We start from the raw sequence: 18,403 nt of genomic DNA on the forward strand, positions 1-18,403 counted from the left end.
ATGCGAAGCTGTGTCTGCGGATGAGAAGGTGTGTCAGCAGGTGAAGTGCGAATGATGAGCGACGCCGTCCCCACACGCTCCGTCATTGCGAGGAGCCCTTGCGACGAAGCAATCCAGACTGCCTCCGCGGATGCATTCCTGGACTGCTTCGCTGCGCTCGCAATGACGATGTTGAGACAGTGCGTGTTCAAACGATGCTCTCGTGCCCCGGACGCAGCGCAGCACGAAGTGATGCGCTGCAGAGTCGGGGCCCACGCATCAGCGAGTGCGCGGCCTGCTGGGTCCCGGCTCTGCGCAGCAACGCGAAGGGCGTTGCAGCGCGTTCCGGGACACGAGAGAGACGCGCGCGATCGCCACACACTCCGTCATTGCGAGGGGCCCTTGCGACGAAGCAATCCAGACTGCCTCCGCGGGTGCATTCCTAGATTGCTTCGCTGCGCTCGCAATGACGATGTTGAGATAGTGCGTGTTCAAACAATGCTCTCGTGCCCCGGACGCAGCGCAGTACGAAGTCATGCGCTGCAGAGCCGGGGCCCACGCATCAGCGAGTGCGCGGCCTGCTGGGTCCCGGCTCTGCGCAGCAACGCGAAGGGCGTTGCAGCGCGTCCGGGACACGAGAGAGACGCGCGCGATCGCCACACACTCCGTCATTGCGAGGGGCCCTTGCGACGAAGCAATCCAGACTGTCTCCGCGAAGGCATTCCGGAAGCCCTGACGATATGCGCCGCGAGGACGCGAGGGTGTGTCCTAGTCGCCCTGAATCCATTCCGCCACGCCGCGCCACAGCGTGTCGCGGTGGTCGGGGCGGAAGAAGCCGAAATGGCCGATCGTCTTGGCCCCGACGTCGGACGGCTTGACGTTGAGCACCTCCGGCTTGATCGCAGTGAACCCGCTCGCGAGCAGCTCGACCGCCGGTCGCGTCGCCCAGGGATCGTCGGAAAAGCACAGCGCCCGCAGCTCGCCCTTGAACTTGGCGAAATTATCCAGCGCCGGCAGCTTTGAATCGAAGAGATAGCGGGGGTTCGAGACCCACTCGGCCCATTGCAGGAAGACGCCCTTGGGCAGATCCTCGCCGACGCCGGCCCAGCCCGGCGCATAACCGAGCGCGTGGGCCAGCGGCACGCCGACAAAATTCATGAAGGCGAAGACGCGGTATTTTTCCGGCGACGTCATCAGCCGCCAGGTTGCGGCCTGCGAGGCCACGAACGCGGCGCGTGAGATGTCCGTGTTGTTCGCGATCAGCCCCAGCGCCTGGCCGCCGAAGGAATGGCCGACATAGGCCAGCGGCAGAGCGTGATACCGCTCTCGCATCCAGCGCACCGCGGCGGTGACGTCGAGCGCGGCCCAGTCCGACATCGAGGCTTTGAAGCCGACCAGTGATTTCGGCTGGTTGTAGCCGACCATCGCCGGCAGCCGGGAATCGCCGATGCCGCGATAGTCGTAGGTCAGGACCGCGCAGCCGCGATGGGCGAGATAGGAGGCAAAGCCGCGGTAGATTTTGCGCGGGACCGCGGTGGCCGAATTGATCAGAACGGCATGGCGCTTGGTGCCGCGTGGCAGGAACAGGGTGCCGGTCAGCGCATACCCGTCGGTCGCCGGGAAGCTGATCTCGTCGATGAAAACGTCGTCCAGTGCCGCGTCCATGGGCGCAAGGTATCCTGCCAGTTTCCTCGCCCGGCCAACAAATGCGAATTTGGCTTTCCCCGCAAGGGTTTGCAGTGCCAAATGGATTTACAACTGGCGGGGCGGGGCCAGCCTGTGTATAAGGCGGCCCTCGCAACCCACAGATCAGGTTGCACTTTTTGCTTCACGGAGAGATTGCGATGTCCGAGCGGTGGACGCCCGAGTCCTGGCGCAGCAAGCCGGTGCTACAGGTGCCCGACTATCCCGACGCCAAGGCCCTCAACGACGTCGAGGCGCAGCTTGCGACCTTTCCGCCGCTGGTGTTCGCGGGGGAGGCGCGCAATCTGAAGAAGGCTTTGGGCCGCGTTGCGGCGGGCGAAGCGTTCCTGCTCCAGGGCGGCGACTGCGCCGAGAGCTTTGCCGAGCACGGCGCCAACAACATCCGCGATTTCTTCCGCGTGCTGCTGCAGATGGCGGTGGTGCTGACCTATGCCGGCGCCGTCCCGGTGGTGAAGGTCGGCCGCATCGCCGGCCAGTTCGCAAAGCCGCGGTCGTCCTCGACCGAGAAGGTTGATGGCGTCGAGCTGCCGAGCTATCGCGGCGACATCGTCAACGACATCGCCTTCACCAAGGAAGCGCGCGTGCCGGATCCGCAGCGCCAGCTGATGGCCTATCGCCAGTCGGCCGCGACGCTGAACCTGCTCCGCGCGTTCGCCACCGGCGGCTACGCCAACCTCGGCAGCGTGCATCAATGGATGCTCGGCTTCCTCAAGGATTCACCGCAGTCCCGCCGCTACAAGGAGCTGGCCGACCGCATCTCGGACGCGCTCAACTTCATGCGCGCCTGCGGCCTCGATCTCGAGGCTCATCCCGAGCTGCGCGCCACCGATTTCTACACCAGCCACGAGGCGCTGCTGCTCGGCTACGAGCAGGCCATGACCCGCGTCGATTCCACCACCGGCGACTGGTATGCGACCTCGGGCCACATGATCTGGATCGGCGACCGCACCCGCCAGCTCGATCACGGCCACATCGAATATTTCCGCGGCATCAAGAATCCGATCGGGCTGAAGTGCGGCCCGTCGCTCAAGCCGGACGAACTGCTGAAGCTGATCGACGTGCTCAACCCCGACAACGAGCCGGGCCGGCTGACGCTGATCGGCCGCTTCGGCTCCGACAAGGTCGGCGAGCATCTGCCGAACATGGTCCGCGCCGTGAAGCGCGAGGGCCGGGTAGTGGTCTGGTCCTGCGATCCCATGCACGGCAACACCATCACATCGACGTCGGGCTACAAGACGCGGCCGTTCGACCGCATCCTGTCCGAAGTGAAGTCGTTCTTCGCGATCCATGCCGCCGAAGGCACCCATGCCGGCGGCGTGCATCTGGAGATGACCGGCCAGGACGTCACCGAGTGCCTCGGCGGCGCCCGCGCGATCACGGACGAGGACCTCAACGACCGCTACCACACGGTCTGCGATCCCCGTCTCAATGCCGAGCAATCCATCGACATGGCTTTCCTGGTCGCGGAGCTCCTCAAGCAGGAGCGCGCCGGCAAGCCCAAGCCGATGCCGGTCGCAGCGGGGCTTTAAGACCTTGCTGCGGATCTGGAAGGCCACGATCAATTCCCGTAACGGTCTGGCCTTTGCGTTTCGGTCGGAGCAGGCCGTCCGCGAGGAGATCTTTGCGCTCCTGCTGTCGGTGCCGCTCGCCTGGTTGGTCGGCGCGACCGCAATGCGGGCGGTCGAGCTGGTCTGTGCCGTCGCCTTCGTGCTGACGGTCGAGCTGCTTAACACCGCGATCGAAAAACTCGCCGACCGCCTGACCATGGACCACGACAAGCAGATCGGCCGGGTCAAGGACATGGGTTCGGCGGCCGTCGGCGTGGCGCTGTTGATGGCCGGCGCGTTCTGGATCATCGCCATTATCGAGCGGCTGGGGTTCCTCTAGCCTAGGTTTCCTCTAGCTTGGGGATCGGAGCGCCATGACCGAACGTCTCAACGCATTCGCGGTCACGCTCGCCCAGCTCAATCCGACCATGGGCGACATCGAGGGCAACGCTGCCAAGGCACGCGCGGCGCGCGCGCGAGCTATCACCGACGGCGCCGATCTCGTGCTGTTTCCGGAATTGTACATCGCCGGCTATCCACCGGAAGACCTCGTGCAGAAGCCGGCTTTCCAGGCTGCCTGCCGCGCCGCGATCGAGGCGCTGGCGCGCGAGACTGCCGATGGCGGCCCGGCGATGCTGGTCGGCACCCCCTGGGTCGAGGACGGCAAGCTCTACAATGCCTGTGCACTGCTCGACGGCGGCCGTATCGCGAGCTTGCGCTTCAAATGCAATCTGCCGAACTACGGCGTGTTCGACGAAAAGCGGCTGTTTTCACGTGGCCCTGCCGCTGGTCCCGTGACCGTGCGCGGCGTGCGCATCGGCGTGCCGATCTGCGAGGACATCTGGCTGGAGGAGTCCGAGGACTACGAGAACGTGGTCGAGACGCTGGCCGAGACCGGCGCCGAGATCATTCTGGTCCCGAACGGCTCGCCTTACGCCCGCGACAAGAACGATGTGCGCTTGTCGGTTGCAGTCGCGCGCGTGACCGAGAGCGGGCTACCGCTGGTCTATCTCAACCAGGTCGGCGGCCAGGACGAGCTGGTATTCGACGGCGCTTCCTTCGTGCTCAACGGCGACCTCTCGCTGGCGGCGCAACTGCCGGCATTTGAAGAGAGCATCGTCACATTGCGTTTTACCCGGAACGGCGACGATTGGCGCTGCGCGGGGCCGATTGCGGAGCAGGTCGAAGGCGACAAGGCCGATTACGCCGCATGCGTGCTGGGCTTGCGCGACTACGTCGCCAAGAACGGCTTTCCCGGTGTGCTGCTCGGCATCTCCGGCGGCATCGATTCCGCGCTGTGCGCGGCGATCGCGGTCGATGCGCTCGGCGCCGATCAGGTGCACGGCGTGATGCTGCCTTATCGCTACACGGCAGCACACTCGATCGCGGACGCCGGCGAACTCGCCGGCCATCTCGGCATCCGTTACGAGGTCCTGCCGATCGCGGAAGCCGTAAGCGGGTTCGAGACCATCCTCTCAGGGCTGTTCAAGAATCTGCCGCCTGATATCACCGAGGAGAATCTCCAGGCCCGCACCCGCGGCACGCTGCTGATGGCGATCTCCAACAAGACCGGCCTGATGGTGGTGACCACAGGCAACAAGTCGGAAATGTCGGTCGGCTACGCCACGCTCTATGGCGACATGAATGGCGGCTTCAACCCGATCAAGGATATCTACAAGACGCAGGTGTTTCGGCTGGCGAGCTTGCGCAACGGCTGGAAGCCCGACGGCGCGCTCGGGCCTGCCGGCGAGGTGATCCCGCCCGACATCGTCACGCGGCCGCCGACCGCGGAGCTGCGCGAGAACCAGCGTGATGAGGACTCGCTGCCGCCTTACGAGGTGCTCGATGCTATCCTGGAGCGGCTTGTCGAGCGCGAGCAGCCGCTGGATCAGATCATTACCGCCGGCTTCGATCGCGACATCGTCACCCGCATCGACCATCTGCTCAACGTCGCCGAATACAAGCGCCGCCAGGCCGCGCCTGGCGTCAAGGTGACACCCAGGAATTTCGGCCGCGACCGGCGATATCCCATCACCAACCGCTTTCGCTACAAGGGCGAGCCTCTGCCGGCCCCGGACGAGACACTGGTCTCGCGCGGGAGCGGCGCCTCGATCGATGCGTTCGAGGGCTGATGGTTAGAGCCATTTGGCATGGCGGGCGATCTTGCCGAACATTCCGCGGTCATCATCCGCGAAGGCGGATGATCCAGTACTCCGTGGCGGATTTTATTGAAACCGACTCCTGCCGCGGCGTACTGGATGCCCCGCCTGCGCGGGGCATGACAGCGAGGTGAGGGATTGCGCCCACGCAGTGCTACGACGGGGCTGCGAAGAACAGCACCCGAAGAAAGTGCGTGTACTCGGATTCGAGCACCATGATGGTCACAAACACCAGCACTGCGATCGGAGGCAGCAGGATGGCATAGGAGAGAGCCAGCCGCTCCCAGGCCATGTGCATGAAGACGGCGACGATCAGGCCTGCCTTCAACATCATGAACAGCAGGATCAGTGACCACCTGAGATAGCCTTGCAGGCCAAAGTAGTCGACGAGGTAGGAGCAAGTGCTGAGGACAAACAGCCAGCCCCAGACCACGAGGTAGAGCTTGATCGGGTGTTGTTGCCCCTTGGCGTGCACAGCTTCTGTTGCGACTGCGCCGTGCGCCGCAGCGTGGAGCTGGCCTTCCATGTGTATAGCTGCGTTTGTCATGCCCGACCTCACCAAAGATAGAACAATGCAAAGATGAACACCCACACGAGGTCGACGAAGTGCCAGTACAGCCCGGTGATCTCGACGATCTCATAATAGCCCTTGCGGCTCGTGAAAAAGCCGCGCCTTTCGACATCGAAGTCTCCCCGCCAGACCTTTCGCGCGATCGCGATGAGGAAGATCACACCGATCGTCACATGGGTGCCGTGGAAGCCGGTGATCATGAAGAAGCTTGAACCGAACTGCGCTGCGCCCCACGGATTGCCCCAGGGACGCACGCCCTCCATGATCAGCTTGGTCCATTCGAAGGCCTGCATTCCGACGAAGGTTGCGCCGAATGCCGCTGTGACCAGCATCAGGATTGCGGTTCTGACGCGATCACGGCGGTAGCCGAAATTGACGGCCATCGCCATCGTGCCGCTGCTGCTGATCAGGATGAAGGTCATGATGGCGATCAGGATCAGTGGAACGTGCTTGCCGGCGATGGTGAGGGCGAAGACTTCGCTCGGGTTGGGCCACGGCACGGTCGTCGACATGCGCGCCGTCATGTAGGAGAGCAGGAAGCAACTGAAGATGAAGGTGTCGCTGAGGAGGAAGATCCACATCATGGCCTTGCCCCAGGACACGTTCTTGAAGGCGCGCTGATCGGACGCCCAGTCGGCGGCGATGCCCCGCCAACCTTCAAGCCGTGCAGGCGATTGGCCCGAACTTGTCAGTGCAGTCTCTGCCATCTGGTCTCGTCTCCCTAGCTCAGCAATTGGCGACAGATGTTGACGAAATCGTCGGTCCAGCCCGTGAGAAGCCCGAGCAGGACAAGCCAGACCAAGAGCAGGAAGTGCCAGTAGATGGCGCACAGCTCCACGCTCAAGCGCATGTCGGCGATCCCGGCGCCACGCCACATCTTGGTCGTGGTTCTGCCAAGCGCCACCAGGCCGCCCGTCAGATGCAGTCCGTGCACTGCGGTCAACAGGTAGAAGAAGGAGTTCGCCGGATTCGATGCCACGAAGTATCCGGCCGCGCCGAGCTGTTGCCAGGCCAGGAGCTGTCCGCCGAGGAAGATCACGGCAGCCGCGCCGCCCGCGAGAAGGCCGATCATGACGCTTTCAGCATCGTGGCGGCGCGCGGCAACGTAGGACCATTGCAGCGCGACGCTGCTCAGGACCAGGACGCCCGTGTTGAACCACAGCAGCCGCGGCACCGGCAGCGCCCGCCAGTCCACCACGTTCATACGCATCGAGTACGCGCTGATGAAGAGGACGAACAATACGCTCGCGACAGCGAGAAACACGCCAAGTCCGACCTTAGCTGCCGGCCAGGTCATGGCATCGCCGCCGGGGAAGTCACCGATCGGGCCTTCCTCCAGCCACGGCTTGGCCGTGAGCCGCTGCTGCGAGAGCCACCATCCGGCGATGACCGCGAGCACAGCCAGGAACAGGATGACGGCACTCACGAAGCTGCTCCCTGAACGACCTGCGTCGCGCGCGGTGGCTGGTTCTGCGGAATGAAGTCCTCCTCCGCGCCCGGGACGCTGTAGTCATAGGCCCAGCGGTAGACGATCGGGAGCTCCTTGCCCCAGTTGCCGTGCCCGGGCGGTGTCTCCGGTGTCTGCCACTCCAGCGTCGTCGCCTGCCACGGATTGCCACCTGAGGCCTCACCTTTGAACAGGCTCCAGGCAAGATTGAACAGGAACACCATCTGGCTGAAGCCGACGGTCAAGGCCACCACGGAGATGAAGGCGTTCAGTGAATGGGCCGAGGGCGGGATGAACGACGTATCCCCGAGTTCGAAATACCGGCGCGGAACGCCGAGCAGTCCGAGATAGTGCATGGGGAAGAAGATCAGGTAGGCGCCGAGGAAGGTGACCCAGAAGTGAAACTTGCCCAGGACGTCGTTCAGCATCCGCCCGGTGACCTTGGGGTACCAATGATAGATCGCGCCGAGCACGACCATGATCGGCGCCACGCCCATCACCATGTGGAAATGCGCGACCACGAACATGGTATCCGAGAGCGGAACGTCCACGACAACGTTGCCGAGGAAGAGGCCGGTGAGCCCGCCGTTCACGAAGGTGATGATGAAGCCGAGGGCGAACAGCATCGGCACCCTGAGATGAATGTCGCCGCGCCACAGGGTCAGCACCCAATTGTAGACCTTGATCGCGGTGGGGATGGCGATGATGAGCGTCGTGGTGGCGAAGAAGTACCCGAATTGCGGGAACATGCCGCTCACATACATGTGGTGCGCCCATACGATGAAGCTGAGCGCGCCGATGGCCACGATCGCCCAGACCATCATGCGGTAACCAAAGATGTTCTTGCGCGCGTGCGTGCTGATCAGATCGGAGACGATGCCGAAGGCGGGCAGGGCGACGATGTAGACCTCGGGGTGGCCGAAGAACCAGAACAGGTGCTGGAACAGCAGCGGGCTGCCGCCGCCATATTTCGACAGCGTGCCCATCTCGACGAGCGAGGGCATGAAGAAGCTGGTTCCCAGGAGACGGTCGAGCAGCAGCATGACCGAGGCAACGAAGAGTGCAGGGAATGCCAGCAACGCCATGACCGTCGCCGTGAAAATGCCCCATACCGTCAGGGGCAGGCGCATCAACGTCATGCCGCGGGTGCGCGCCTGGAGCACCGTGACTACATAATTCAGCCCGCCCATGGTGAAGCCGATGATGAACAGGATCAGGGACGACATCATGAGAATGATGCCCCAATCCTGCCCGGGCGTTCCGGAGAGGATCGCTTGCGGCGGGTACAGCGTCCAGCCGGCGCCGGTGGGGCCGCCGGGCACGAAGAAGGTCGAAGCCAGCACCAGGACTGCGAGCAGATAGATCCAGTAGCTCAGCATGTTCACATAGGGGAAGACCATGTCCCGTGCGCCGACCATCAGCGGGATCAGGTAGTTGCCGAAGCCTCCGAGGAACAATGCGGTGAGCAGATAGATCACCATGATCATGCCGTGCATGGTGATGAACTGGAGGTATTGGTTGGCATCGATAAAGGAGAAAGTGCCTGGAAATCCCAGTTGCAGCCGCATCAGCCACGACAGCACCAGGGCCACGAGCCCGATGGCGGAGGCTGTCAGCGAGTACTGGATGGCGATGACTTTGGCATCCTGCGAAAAGACGTACCGCGTCCACCAGCTTTTGGGATGGTAAAGCTCGACTTCAGGTACTTCGGCAGGCGGAATGCCTGTGATCCCATCATATGGAACATCGACCATAGAATACCTCCTCGGTCGTTTCCTTCGGGGACGATGAGTTGGTCTCACGCACCCGATCTATTTTCGCAGCGGCACCTTCTTACTTGCCGCCGGATTGGTACGTCGCCTTCACGACGGCTTTTGCCGGCGACAATTCTGCAAACGTCTTCTGTTGCTCAAGCCAAGCGTGATATTCACGTTCTTCGTCGATGATGACCTTGGCCCGCATCTGATAATGAGCAGCGCCACAAAGCTCCGCACAGAGAACATCGAACGTCCCGGTTCGGATCGGCTTTATCCAGAAATAGGTCACCATGCCTGGAACCATGTCCATCTTGGCCCGGAATTCGGGCACGTAGAAATCGTGCAGGACATCGACCGAGCGGAGGAGAACCTTGACCGGCTTGCCGATTTGAAGGTGCAGGTCGCCGTTCTCGATCACGACGTCGTCCTGCGCATGCGGATCGTCGCGATTGAGTCCCATTGGATTGTCGGCGCCGATGTTGCGGACGTCGGACGTGCCCAACCGACCATCCTTTCCGGGAAGGCGGAAGCTCCATTGCCATTGCTGGCCCATGACTTCGATCTCGGTGGCGTCCGCGGGCACAGTCACGAACTGGTGCCAGACGACCAGGCCGGGTGCGAGCATGGCGGCGACGCCGACGCCGGTCCCGACACTGAGCCACCATTCGAGCCTTTTGTTTTCGGGATTGTAGTCAGCCCGTCTTCCCTCCTTGTGGCGAAAGCGGAAGACGCAATAGGCCATGAACGCAATGACGGCGACGAAAACGAAGCCCGTGATCCAGAACGTGATGTTGATGGTATGGTCGATATATTCCCAGTTGGTGGCGATCGGCGTCCACCACCACGGGCTGTAGATGTGAAACAGCACCGAGCCGATTGCGACCAAGAGCAGTATCAATGCGACAGCCATCCTGATCCATCCTTGCCATCAAAGGCTGCGGATACGAATCCGGGGCGGAGCTCACGTCTGTCGCGATGGCTGCGTTGGCCTGCACGCCATCGCCGCGCCTCTTGCCTCGCCCATTCAACCGGTCGCGATATCCAAGAGAAACGTCGCGACCGCTGGGGGGCGTCCAGGCTTTTAAAATGATCCCCCGCGAACCCGGCGTCAATAGCATGTCAACGCGCTTAGACGGCGTGGGCGATGTTGTCGTGCGAGCTGGCGCGCGTCGGTCGCAGTCTCGATGTGATGCATCGCACAACATATGCGCCGCACAATTCACTCAGCCGGGAGTGCTGGTCATTCCAGCTCGCGCGCGCTAAGCTTGGGGCGCAGGTCGCGACGGGTTTCGTCCGGCTAAGCTCCTTCCTCGTTGAGCTTGGAACTGCCGTACTCGGCTTGATCGCGTCTCCCGCACCTAAGGGCGGATACGCGTGGCCGGAAAGCGCGCCGATCGCCGCCGCGACTTTCAGCAGAGGAGGGTGTGTCCATGGCCACTCTTTATTCCGACAACATCGTAAAGCGGCACCTGTTCGGCGAGGCCGCCTCTTATCCCATTCGCAAGATCGGCTTGTCCGACCTGAGAGAGGCGCTCCGCCTGGGCTGGGACGATTTCCAGGCGATGCCGAGTCACGCGCTCGTTGTATGCCTGATTTATCCCGTTCTCGGTCTCGTCCTGTTCAGGATGGTCCTCGGCTATTCGGTCCTTCCGCTGCTGTTTCCGCTGGCGGCCGGGTTTGCCTTGATCGGTCCCTTTGCCGCGATCGGTCTCTACGAGCTCAGCCGTCGCCGCGAGCGCGGCGAAGAGGTCGAGGCATGGGACGCGATCAAGGTCCTGCGTGCACCGTCGTTCGGCGCCATGCTCGAGCTCGGCGTGCTCCTGCTCGTCCTGTTCGGGGCCTGGATCGGCGTCGCGAACGCAATCTATGTCGCCATCTTCGGTCACGCGGCGGCTGCAAGCATTCCTGACTTCGCAACCCGCGTGCTGACGACACCGGAAGGATGGTCGCTCATCATCGTCGGTTGCGGTGTCGGCTTCCTGTTTGCGGTCGCGGCCCTATGCGTCAGCGTCGTATCGTTTCCGTTGATGCTCGATCGGCATGCGACGGCGATCGATGCGATCCGAACGTCGCTGCGGGCGGTGGCTGCCAATCCGGTTGCGATGGCGGGGTGGGGGCTGATCGTCGCGGCGCTGCTGGTGATCGGCTCGCTGCCGCTCTTCGTCGGTCTCGCTCTCGTCCTGCCGGTGCTCGGTCATGCCACCTGGCATCTTTATCGGAGGGTGGTCGAGCCGAATCCGAATCCTCCGGATGAACCGCCGCCCCCGCCGAAGGGAAAGCGCTATGCTGCGGACTTCCCGGCCAATCTCTTTCCGTGGAGCCGCGAGGGCGAGCAGTAACAGCGAAACGGCCGCGCGTGGCGGCCGCCTTCGCGGGACATGACAACGAATAACGACCTACTTCTGCTGCTGGGGCAGGAAGGTCGGCCCGACCGAGCGGATCGGCTTGTTCTCCGAGCTCGTCGCAGCCGTGCCGGTGTCCGCCGGCGGTGTTGGGGCCGGCGCGGTGGCTGTCGTCGGCGCCGAGGCTGCACCCTTCTTGCCATTGGCGGCAGGCGTGCCCTTGTTGAGCCGCTGCTGCTGCATCTTCTTGGCGCTCTCCTCGGTGACGATGATGTCGCCCTGCTGTTCGGCGGTCGCCTTGTCGTCGGCCGATTTCAGCGCGTCTGCCCAGGTCTGTCCTGCGGCCTTGCAGGAGCAGGACGGGTTGAACTCGCTGCGGAATTTGAACGCGGTCGGCAGCGCCGTGTAGGGCTGGCCGCCGATCGAGACCGCGGAGTTCATGTCTTCGCCGGGATTGCGATGGGTGTAGAGCACGGCTTCCGCGGCCGGGCACAACGCCTTGCAGGTCTTCTCGTCGTCGGGGAAGCGCGCCGGCACCGTCGCAAACGAGACCGGGAAATAAGCGCCGTCGCAGGTGCGCACGCACACGGTGCGGTAGGTGCCGGATTGCGGCCCGAGATCGGACGGCGGCACGGCTTGCGGATTGCCCGCGTTGTTGCCGCCGAACAGATTGCTCAGGAAGTTGCCGCCGCCTTGCGACTGCGCGGCGTTGGCGTATTGCGGGCCGCAATTGTTCTGCGCCAGCGCCGCAAGCACCGAGCGGCGCTGATTGTCGCGTTCCGGGCTGAAGCCGCCGGGGCCACCGCCACGCAGCCGCTCAAGATTGCCGGTGATCTGGTCCAGATTGGCGCGCATCTGCTGGATCTGGGTGTTGACCGGGCCGCATTGGGCTGACTGGCCGTTGAACAGCGAGAAGAAGCCGGAGGAATCGCAGCCCATGCGCTTGGCTTGCATGGTGACGCGATCGAGCTCGGCCTGCTGCTTGGCCTGGGAATCCTGGTAACGGCGGATCTGCTCCTCGCGCGCGGGGTCACCACCGCCGCCACGGTCCAGTGCCGCGAGCTGGCCCTCCAGTCGCACGCACATCGGATTGGGTCCGAGCCCGTTCTGGCCGGGCTGAGGCGGCGGTCCGGGCGGGCCGGCCTGCGCGAAAGCGCCGGCGGCGAGCACGACGGTGCTCAAAAGCACGGTGCAGGCAAGGAGGAAGCGGGCACGGGACAGGGACAAAAATTCAGGCATATCCGCCATTCTAGCGAGGTCACGGCCCGGCATGACTTTGGAGGGCCGAAGCGCGCCCTCCCATAGCCGCTTCCTGCGGCATCGTCACGTCGTTTCGGGTGCCAAAGCACCGGGCCTAAGCTACGCCAGCTCCGAGCGAATTCAGCGCTGGCAGGTGATTGCGACATATTCGTCGCAACGGCCATGGGAGCAATTTGTGCCGGATTTGGGGACAGAGCCGGTAATTTCGTCGGGATCGACCCGGCGATAGCTCGATGCCTGGGCAAAATCTCGTGACTGGCAATAGGTGCGGGCGGCGGAGGCGCCGCATTTGTCGCTTTTGGCCAGGCACTGGTCGATGCCGTAGCCGTCTGCCTGGTTGGCGATGATGAAGACGCGGCTCTCGGCGAAGGCGCTGGAGGCCGCAAAGATGGAAGCGCCGAAAATGAGCGCGGGCAAGAATCGCATGAAAAAGCACCGGGGGCAAAAAGGGGAACCGCCGGTTCCAAAATGGGCTCAAATGGTTAGGGGATCATGAACCATCATGACGGGCAGCGCGCTTTGCGGAGATAAAACGGTGTTTCGCGGCTCTCTTGACGCGGGGGCGCCTCATAGCCCATATGTTCCACATGAACGGTCTCCTCGCCATTTGCGCCATTTGCCGCGAGATTACGAGCTAGCGATTCGCTGGCTGGAGCCGTCTTTTCTCAAAACATTGAGAGCCTCGGACGCCCGGCCGCAAGGGATGGGTTTGTCATGGAATTGCGTCTTCACGATACGCTGAGCCGGGAAAAGCGGCCCTTTGTGCCGCTCGATGCCAAGAACGTCCGCATGTATGTCTGCGGACCGACGGTCTATGACTTCGCCCATATCGGCAATGCGCGGCCGGTGATCGTGTTCGACGTGCTGTTTCGGTTGCTGCGCCATCTCTATGGCGAGGCGCATGTCAAATATGTCCGCAACATCACCGACGTCGACGACAAGATCAACGACCGTGCGGCGCGGGATTTTCCCGGCCTGCCGCTGAACGAGGCGATCCGCAAGGTCACCGAGCAAACGGGACAGCAATTTCACGCCGATGTCGACGCGCTCGGTGCACTGCGGCCGAGCGTCGAGCCGCGTGCGACCGAGCATATCGGCGAGATGCGCGAGATCATCGAACGGTTGGTCAAGGGCGGCTTTGCCTATGTTGCCGAGGACCACGTGCTGTTCTCGCCGCAGGCGATGAACGCCGACAAGACCGGGTTGCCACGCTACGGCGCACTGTCCAATCGCTCGCTCGACGAGATGGTCGCCGGCGCCCGCGTCGATGTCGCGCCCTACAAGAAGGGCAACACCGATTTCGTGCTGTGGAAGCCGTCCAAGCCGGGCGAGCCGTCATGGCCGTCTCCGGCCGGCATCAAGGCTGAGGGGCGTCCGGGCTGGCACATCGAGTGCTCGGCCATGGCCTGGAAGCATCTCGGCGAGCATTTCGACATCCATGGAGGCGGCATCGATCTCGTGTTTCCCCATCACGAGAACGAGGTCGCGCAGACCTGCTGCGCCTTCCACCAGCAGCGCATGGCGAACTACTGGATGCACAACGGCTTCCTCCAGGTCGAGAGCGAGAAGATGTCGAAGAGCCTCGGCAACTTCATCACCATCCATGAGCTGCTCGCGGACTGGCCCGGCGAAGTGCTGCGCCTGAACATGCTCAAGACGCATTACCGCTCGCCGATCGACTGGACCATGAAGTCGCTGGAGGAGAGCGCCAAGACGCTCGACGACTGGTATCGCCTCGCGGCGGATGTCGAACCCGGCAAGCCGGCCGCGTCCGTGGTCGAGCCGCTGCTCGACGATCTCAACACGCCGCTGGCGATTGCGGCGCTGCACGGCCTGCGTGGTGATGTGGCTGCTCTGGCGGGCTCGTTGCGGCTGCTCGGCTTCCTGTCCGAGAGTGCCGGGCAGTGGGAAAGCCGCAAGCAGCAGGCGAGCGGCGTCGATGCCGGGGAAGTCGAGCGCCTGATCGCGGAGCGGACGGCTGCCCGTAGCCGCAAGGATTTTGGGGAGTCCGACCGCATCCGCGATCTGCTCGCTGCGATGGGCGTTGCGATCAAGGACTCGAAGGACGGGACGACGTGGGAGGTTGCGCGATGAAGCGGCCCGACACGCCGTTCCCGCGGCACTGGCTCTATTACATCGCGCTGAAGATCCTGCTGCTCGGCGCCGCCGTGGCGATCGTGCTCAAGCTCTATGGGATGTGGTGAAGAGGATGGCACAAGAACACCCAAAGCCCGGATTGCGGCCGTTCCTGCCTGATGACGTGCCGGTGCTCGCCGCGATCTTCACCGCGAGCATCGAGGAACTGACCGGCGACGACTATAGCGAGGCGCAGCAGCAGGCCTGGATGGAGGCCGCCGAGGACGAGGAGTTCGGCAAGCACCTCGCCTCCGACCTGACGCTGATTGCGACGCTCGATGGCTCGCCCATCGGCTTCGCCTCGCTGCGTGGCAACGACCACATCCGCATGCTCTATGTGCATCCGGCCGTCAGCGGGCAGGGCATCGCGACCCTGCTGGTCGACGCGCTGGAGAAGCTTGCCGGCGGCCGCGGTGCGACAAGCCTTTCTGTCGATGCCAGCGACACCGCGCAGGGCTTTTTCGCCAAGCGCGGCTACACTGCTCAGCAGCGCAACAGCGTCACCATGAATGATGAGTGGCTCGCCAACACCACCATGAAGAAGACGCTCGGAGCGGGGCAATGAGCAAGGAGCGCCTTTATCTGTTCGACACCACGCTGCGCGACGGCGCGCAGACCAATGGCGTCGACTTCACGCTGACCGACAAGCAGGTCATCGCCGCGATGCTCGACGACCTCGGCATCGACTATGTCGAGGGCGGCTATCCCGGCGCCAATCCGACCGACACCGAGTTCTTCGGCAGCAAGCCGAAGCTCAATCATGCGCGCTTTACCGCCTTCGGTATGACGCGGCGAGCCGGGCGCTCAGTCTCCAACGACCCTGGTGTCGCCGGGCTCCTTGAAGCAAAGGCAGATGCGATCTGCTTCGTGGCGAAGTCTTCCGCTTATCAGGTGCGCGTGGCGCTGGAGACGACGAAGGAGGAAAACCTCGCCTCGATCCGGGACAGCGTCGCGGCGGCAAAGGCCGCCGGTCGTGAGGTCATGCTCGACTGCGAGCATTTCTTCGACGGCTACAAGGAAGATTCGAGCTTTGCGCTCGCCTGCGCCAAGGCCGCTTATGACGCCGGGGCGCGCTGGGTGGTGTTGTGCGACACCAATGGCGGCACCATGCCTGACGAGGTCGAGGCCATCGTCACCGAGGTGACGAAGCACATCCCCGGCGATCACGTCGGCATCCACGCCCATAACGACACCGAGCAGGCGGTCGCCAACTCGCTCGCCGCGGTACGCGCCGGCGCGCGGCAGATCCAGGGCACGCTGAACGGTCTCGGCGAGCGCTGCGGCAACGCCAATCTCTGCTCGCTGATCCCGACGCTGAAATTGAAGAAGGATTTTGCCGACGCTTTCGAGATCGGGGTTACCGCCGAGAAGCTCGCAACCCTGGTCAAGGTCTCGCGCACGCTCGACGACATGCTCAACCGCGTGCCGAACCGGCATGCGGCTTATGTCGGCGAAAGTGCCTTCGTCACCAAGACCGGCATCCATGCTTCAGCGGTGTTGAAGGATCCGCAGACCTATGAGCACGTGCTGCCGGAGACCGTCGGCAACCACCGCAAGGTCTTGGTCTCAGACCAAGCCGGCCGTTCCAACGTCATCGCCGAGCTCGACCGTGCCGGCATTCCTTACGAGAAGAGCGATCCGAAGCTGACGCGGCTTGTCGAGGAGTTGAAGGAGCGCGAGGCGCAAGGCTACGCCTATGAATCCGCCAACGCGTCGTTCGAGCTGCTGGCGCGGCGCACGCTCGGCAAGGTGCCGCATTATTTCGAGGTCGAACAGTTCGACGTCAACGTCGAGCAGCGCTACAACGCGCTCGGCGAGCGCGTGACCGTGGCGCTCGCGGTGGTGAAGGTCGACGTCGCCGGTGAGCATCTGATCTCGGCCGCCGAAGGCAACGGTCCCGTCAACGCGCTCGACGTCGCCTTGCGCAAGGACCTCGGCAAGTACCAGAAATACATCGATGGGCTGAAGCTGATCGACTACCGCGTGCGCATCCTCAACGGCGGCACCGGCGCGGTCACGCGCGTTCTGATCGAGAGCGAGGACGAGAACGGCGACAGCTGGACCACGGTCGGGGTCTCTCCGAACATCATCGACGCCTCGTTCCAGGCGCTGATGGATTCGGTGATCTACAAGCTCGTGAAGTCGGGGGCGCCGGCGTAAGTCCCACGACGACTGTCAAACCCCGCGAAAGCGGGGTATCCAGTACGCCGCGGCTTCTCGGTAGCTCTCGGGCGTCTCGGAATACTGGATCGCCCGGTCAAGCCGGGCGATGACGGCGGAATTTGAGGAGAGAGCAGGGCATGATCGACCACATCTCCGTCGGTGTCAGCGATCTCGATCGCGCCGCAAAATTCTACGAGGCCACGCTCGCGGCCCTCGGCCTCGCACGCCTCGTCACGCGGCCGCGGACGGTCGGCTTCGGCAAGGCCTATCCCGAGTTCTGGATCAATCTGCGCGAGACCATGGCGCGTGTGCCGGCGGAAAGCGGCGTCCACATCTGCCTGCGGGCGAAGACGACGGATGAGGTCGATGCGTTTCATGCCGCCGCCATCGCGGCGGGCGGGGCCTCCGACGGTGCGCCCGGCATCCGCCCGCACGATCGCGTGCGCTACTACGCGGCCTTCGTCGTCGACCCCGACGGCAACCGCATCGAGGCGGTGGCGTTTCCGGCAGAGTAGAGCAGGATCCGGAAAGCGTGCAGCGGCTTTCCGGATCCTGCCCGAAACAAAGAGCCCTAGAGCTTGCGCGCCACTTCCGGCGCAAGCTTCTTCTCGGCCTCGTCGATCTGGGCCGCGGCCGCTTTCAGCTTCGGCAGAATCTCCTCGACGCGATCGGCCTTGAGGATGTCGACCGAAAGACCGGCGCGGATGAACTCGGTCTGGCGCATGTGCGACAGCAGCGAGAACAGCGGCTCCCAGAAATTGTCGATGTTGGCGAGCAACACCGGCTTGGCGTGGCGGCCGAGCTGTTTCCAGGTCAACTGCTCGACCAGCTCTTCCAGCGTGCCGACGCCGCCCGGCAGCGCCACGAAGGCGTCGGAGCGTTCGAACATCAAGCGCTTGCGCTCGTGCATGTCGGGGGTGACGATCATCTCCTGCACGCGCGTCAGCGCGTTCTCGCGCATCCGCAGGAAGTCGGGGATGATCCCGGTGACGGTGCCGCCGTGATCGAGCACGGAGGTCGCGACCGAACCCATCAGGCCAAGCGAGCCGCCGCCATAGACGAGGCGGATGTCGTTTTCGGCGAGCGCCTTGCCGAACGCCTTGGCGCCTTCGGTGAAGCGGGGATTGGTTCCTGGGCCGGAGCCGCAATAGACACAGACGGTTTTGATCGTGCTCATTGTCACCATGATGCATTGCAGCGAAGAGGCGTCAAGCCCTTCAGGTGATTCGATACTCCCGGAAATCTACCGGTAAATGGCGACAAACAATCGAAGATTCGCCATCTGGCGGGGTGCGTTGACATCGGGAAGGCTCTATATGACAGGCGAAAATGGTAAAT

The 18,403-nt window shown here is 63.5% G+C and carries 17 protein-coding genes; 8 read left to right on the top strand and 9 right to left on the bottom strand.

The window, feature by feature from the left end:
* Positions 1-747 precede the first annotated feature (747 nt).
* Positions 748-1,644 (bottom strand): alpha/beta hydrolase family protein, encoded by an 897-nt coding sequence (locus IVB26_RS17405; protein ID WP_247972768.1) that lies wholly within the window; start codon positions 1,642-1,644, stop codon positions 748-750.
* 179 nt (positions 1,645-1,823) lie between these two features.
* On the opposite strand from IVB26_RS17405, the gene IVB26_RS17410 reads away from it, so the two are divergent.
* The 3 genes from IVB26_RS17410 to IVB26_RS17420 are packed head-to-tail and all read left to right on the top strand — an operon-like array spanning position 1,824 to position 5,362.
* Positions 1,824-3,212 carry a class II 3-deoxy-7-phosphoheptulonate synthase gene (locus IVB26_RS17410; protein ID WP_246921511.1) on the top strand — a complete coding sequence of 463 codons (1,389 nt, stop codon included), beginning with the start codon at positions 1,824-1,826 and terminating at the stop codon, positions 3,210-3,212.
* Between the two features lie 4 nt (positions 3,213-3,216).
* Complete coding sequence (locus tag IVB26_RS17415; RefSeq protein ID WP_247972769.1) at positions 3,217-3,570, top strand: diacylglycerol kinase; 354 nt, start codon at positions 3,217-3,219, stop codon at positions 3,568-3,570.
* 34 nt (positions 3,571-3,604) lie between these two features.
* Positions 3,605-5,362 carry an NAD+ synthase gene (locus IVB26_RS17420; RefSeq protein WP_247972770.1) on the top strand — a complete coding sequence of 586 codons (1,758 nt, stop codon included), beginning with the start codon at positions 3,605-3,607 and terminating at the stop codon, positions 5,360-5,362.
* Between the two features lie 181 nt (positions 5,363-5,543).
* Here IVB26_RS17420 and IVB26_RS17425 read toward each other — a convergent pair whose 3' ends face one another.
* The 5 genes from IVB26_RS17425 to IVB26_RS17445 all read right to left on the bottom strand — a co-directional run bounded on the left by IVB26_RS17425 (position 5,544) and on the right by IVB26_RS17445 (position 10,074).
* Entirely contained in the window at positions 5,544-5,936 is a 393-nt protein-coding gene (locus tag IVB26_RS17425) for a cytochrome C oxidase subunit IV family protein (protein WP_247972771.1), read from the bottom strand.
* Between the two features lie 8 nt (positions 5,937-5,944).
* Positions 5,945-6,667, bottom strand: coding sequence for a heme-copper oxidase subunit III family protein (locus tag IVB26_RS17430; RefSeq protein WP_246921521.1), 723 nt, complete (start codon positions 6,665-6,667; stop codon positions 5,945-5,947).
* Between the two features lie 14 nt (positions 6,668-6,681).
* Positions 6,682-7,386 (bottom strand): cytochrome c oxidase subunit 3, encoded by a 705-nt coding sequence (locus tag IVB26_RS17435; RefSeq protein ID WP_247972772.1) that lies wholly within the window; start codon positions 7,384-7,386, stop codon positions 6,682-6,684.
* Positions 7,383-9,161 carry a cbb3-type cytochrome c oxidase subunit I gene (locus IVB26_RS17440; RefSeq protein WP_247972773.1) on the bottom strand — a complete coding sequence of 593 codons (1,779 nt, stop codon included), beginning with the start codon at positions 9,159-9,161 and terminating at the stop codon, positions 7,383-7,385. The genes IVB26_RS17435 and IVB26_RS17440 overlap by 4 nt, the downstream gene beginning before the upstream one ends.
* 79 nt (positions 9,162-9,240) lie before the next feature.
* On the bottom strand, positions 9,241-10,074 hold the full coding sequence (locus tag IVB26_RS17445; RefSeq protein ID WP_247972774.1) for a cytochrome c oxidase subunit II: 834 nt from the start codon (positions 10,072-10,074) through the stop codon (positions 9,241-9,243).
* Positions 10,075-10,594: 520 nt separating this feature from the next.
* Between IVB26_RS17445 and IVB26_RS17450 the strand changes: the two genes are divergently transcribed.
* On the top strand, positions 10,595-11,503 hold the full coding sequence (locus tag IVB26_RS17450) for a DUF2189 domain-containing protein (RefSeq protein WP_247972775.1): 909 nt from the start codon (positions 10,595-10,597) through the stop codon (positions 11,501-11,503).
* 57 nt (positions 11,504-11,560) lie between these two features.
* Here IVB26_RS17450 and IVB26_RS17455 read toward each other — a convergent pair whose 3' ends face one another.
* A complete protein-coding gene (locus tag IVB26_RS17455) occupies positions 11,561-12,754 on the bottom strand; it encodes a DUF2865 domain-containing protein (protein WP_247972776.1) in 1,194 nt (397 codons plus the stop codon).
* Positions 12,755-12,886: 132 nt separating this feature from the next.
* The gene (locus IVB26_RS17460; RefSeq protein ID WP_247972777.1) at positions 12,887-13,192 is read right to left on the bottom strand and encodes a hypothetical protein; all 306 of its coding nucleotides are present in this window, start codon (positions 13,190-13,192) and stop codon (positions 12,887-12,889) included.
* A 288-nt stretch (positions 13,193-13,480) separates the two neighbouring features.
* Between IVB26_RS17460 and cysS the strand changes: the two genes are divergently transcribed.
* The 4 genes from cysS (at position 13,481) to IVB26_RS17480 (ending at position 17,580) form a co-directional block, all read left to right on the top strand.
* A complete protein-coding gene (gene cysS / locus IVB26_RS17465; RefSeq protein ID WP_247972778.1) occupies positions 13,481-14,860 on the top strand; it encodes a cysteine--tRNA ligase in 1,380 nt (459 codons plus the stop codon).
* A 115-nt stretch (positions 14,861-14,975) separates the two neighbouring features.
* Complete coding sequence (locus tag IVB26_RS17470) at positions 14,976-15,467, top strand: GNAT family N-acetyltransferase (RefSeq protein ID WP_247972779.1); 492 nt, start codon at positions 14,976-14,978, stop codon at positions 15,465-15,467.
* The gene (gene cimA, locus IVB26_RS17475; RefSeq protein WP_247972780.1) at positions 15,464-17,062 is read left to right on the top strand and encodes a citramalate synthase; all 1,599 of its coding nucleotides are present in this window, start codon (positions 15,464-15,466) and stop codon (positions 17,060-17,062) included. Before IVB26_RS17470 ends, cimA begins: the two co-directional genes overlap by 4 nt.
* 140 nt (positions 17,063-17,202) lie before the next feature.
* On the top strand, positions 17,203-17,580 hold the full coding sequence (locus IVB26_RS17480) for a VOC family protein (protein ID WP_247972781.1): 378 nt from the start codon (positions 17,203-17,205) through the stop codon (positions 17,578-17,580).
* Positions 17,581-17,636: 56 nt separating this feature from the next.
* Here the strand turns inward: IVB26_RS17480 and IVB26_RS17485 are convergent, their stop codons facing one another.
* Positions 17,637-18,242: an LOG family protein gene (locus IVB26_RS17485; protein WP_247972782.1), complete on the bottom strand. Its 606-nt coding sequence runs from the start codon at positions 18,240-18,242 to the stop codon at positions 17,637-17,639.
* Positions 18,243-18,403: the final 161 nt, after the last annotated feature.

It is taken from the genome of Bradyrhizobium sp. 195 (assembly GCF_023101665.1).
Taxonomy (GTDB): domain Bacteria; phylum Pseudomonadota; class Alphaproteobacteria; order Rhizobiales; family Xanthobacteraceae; genus Bradyrhizobium.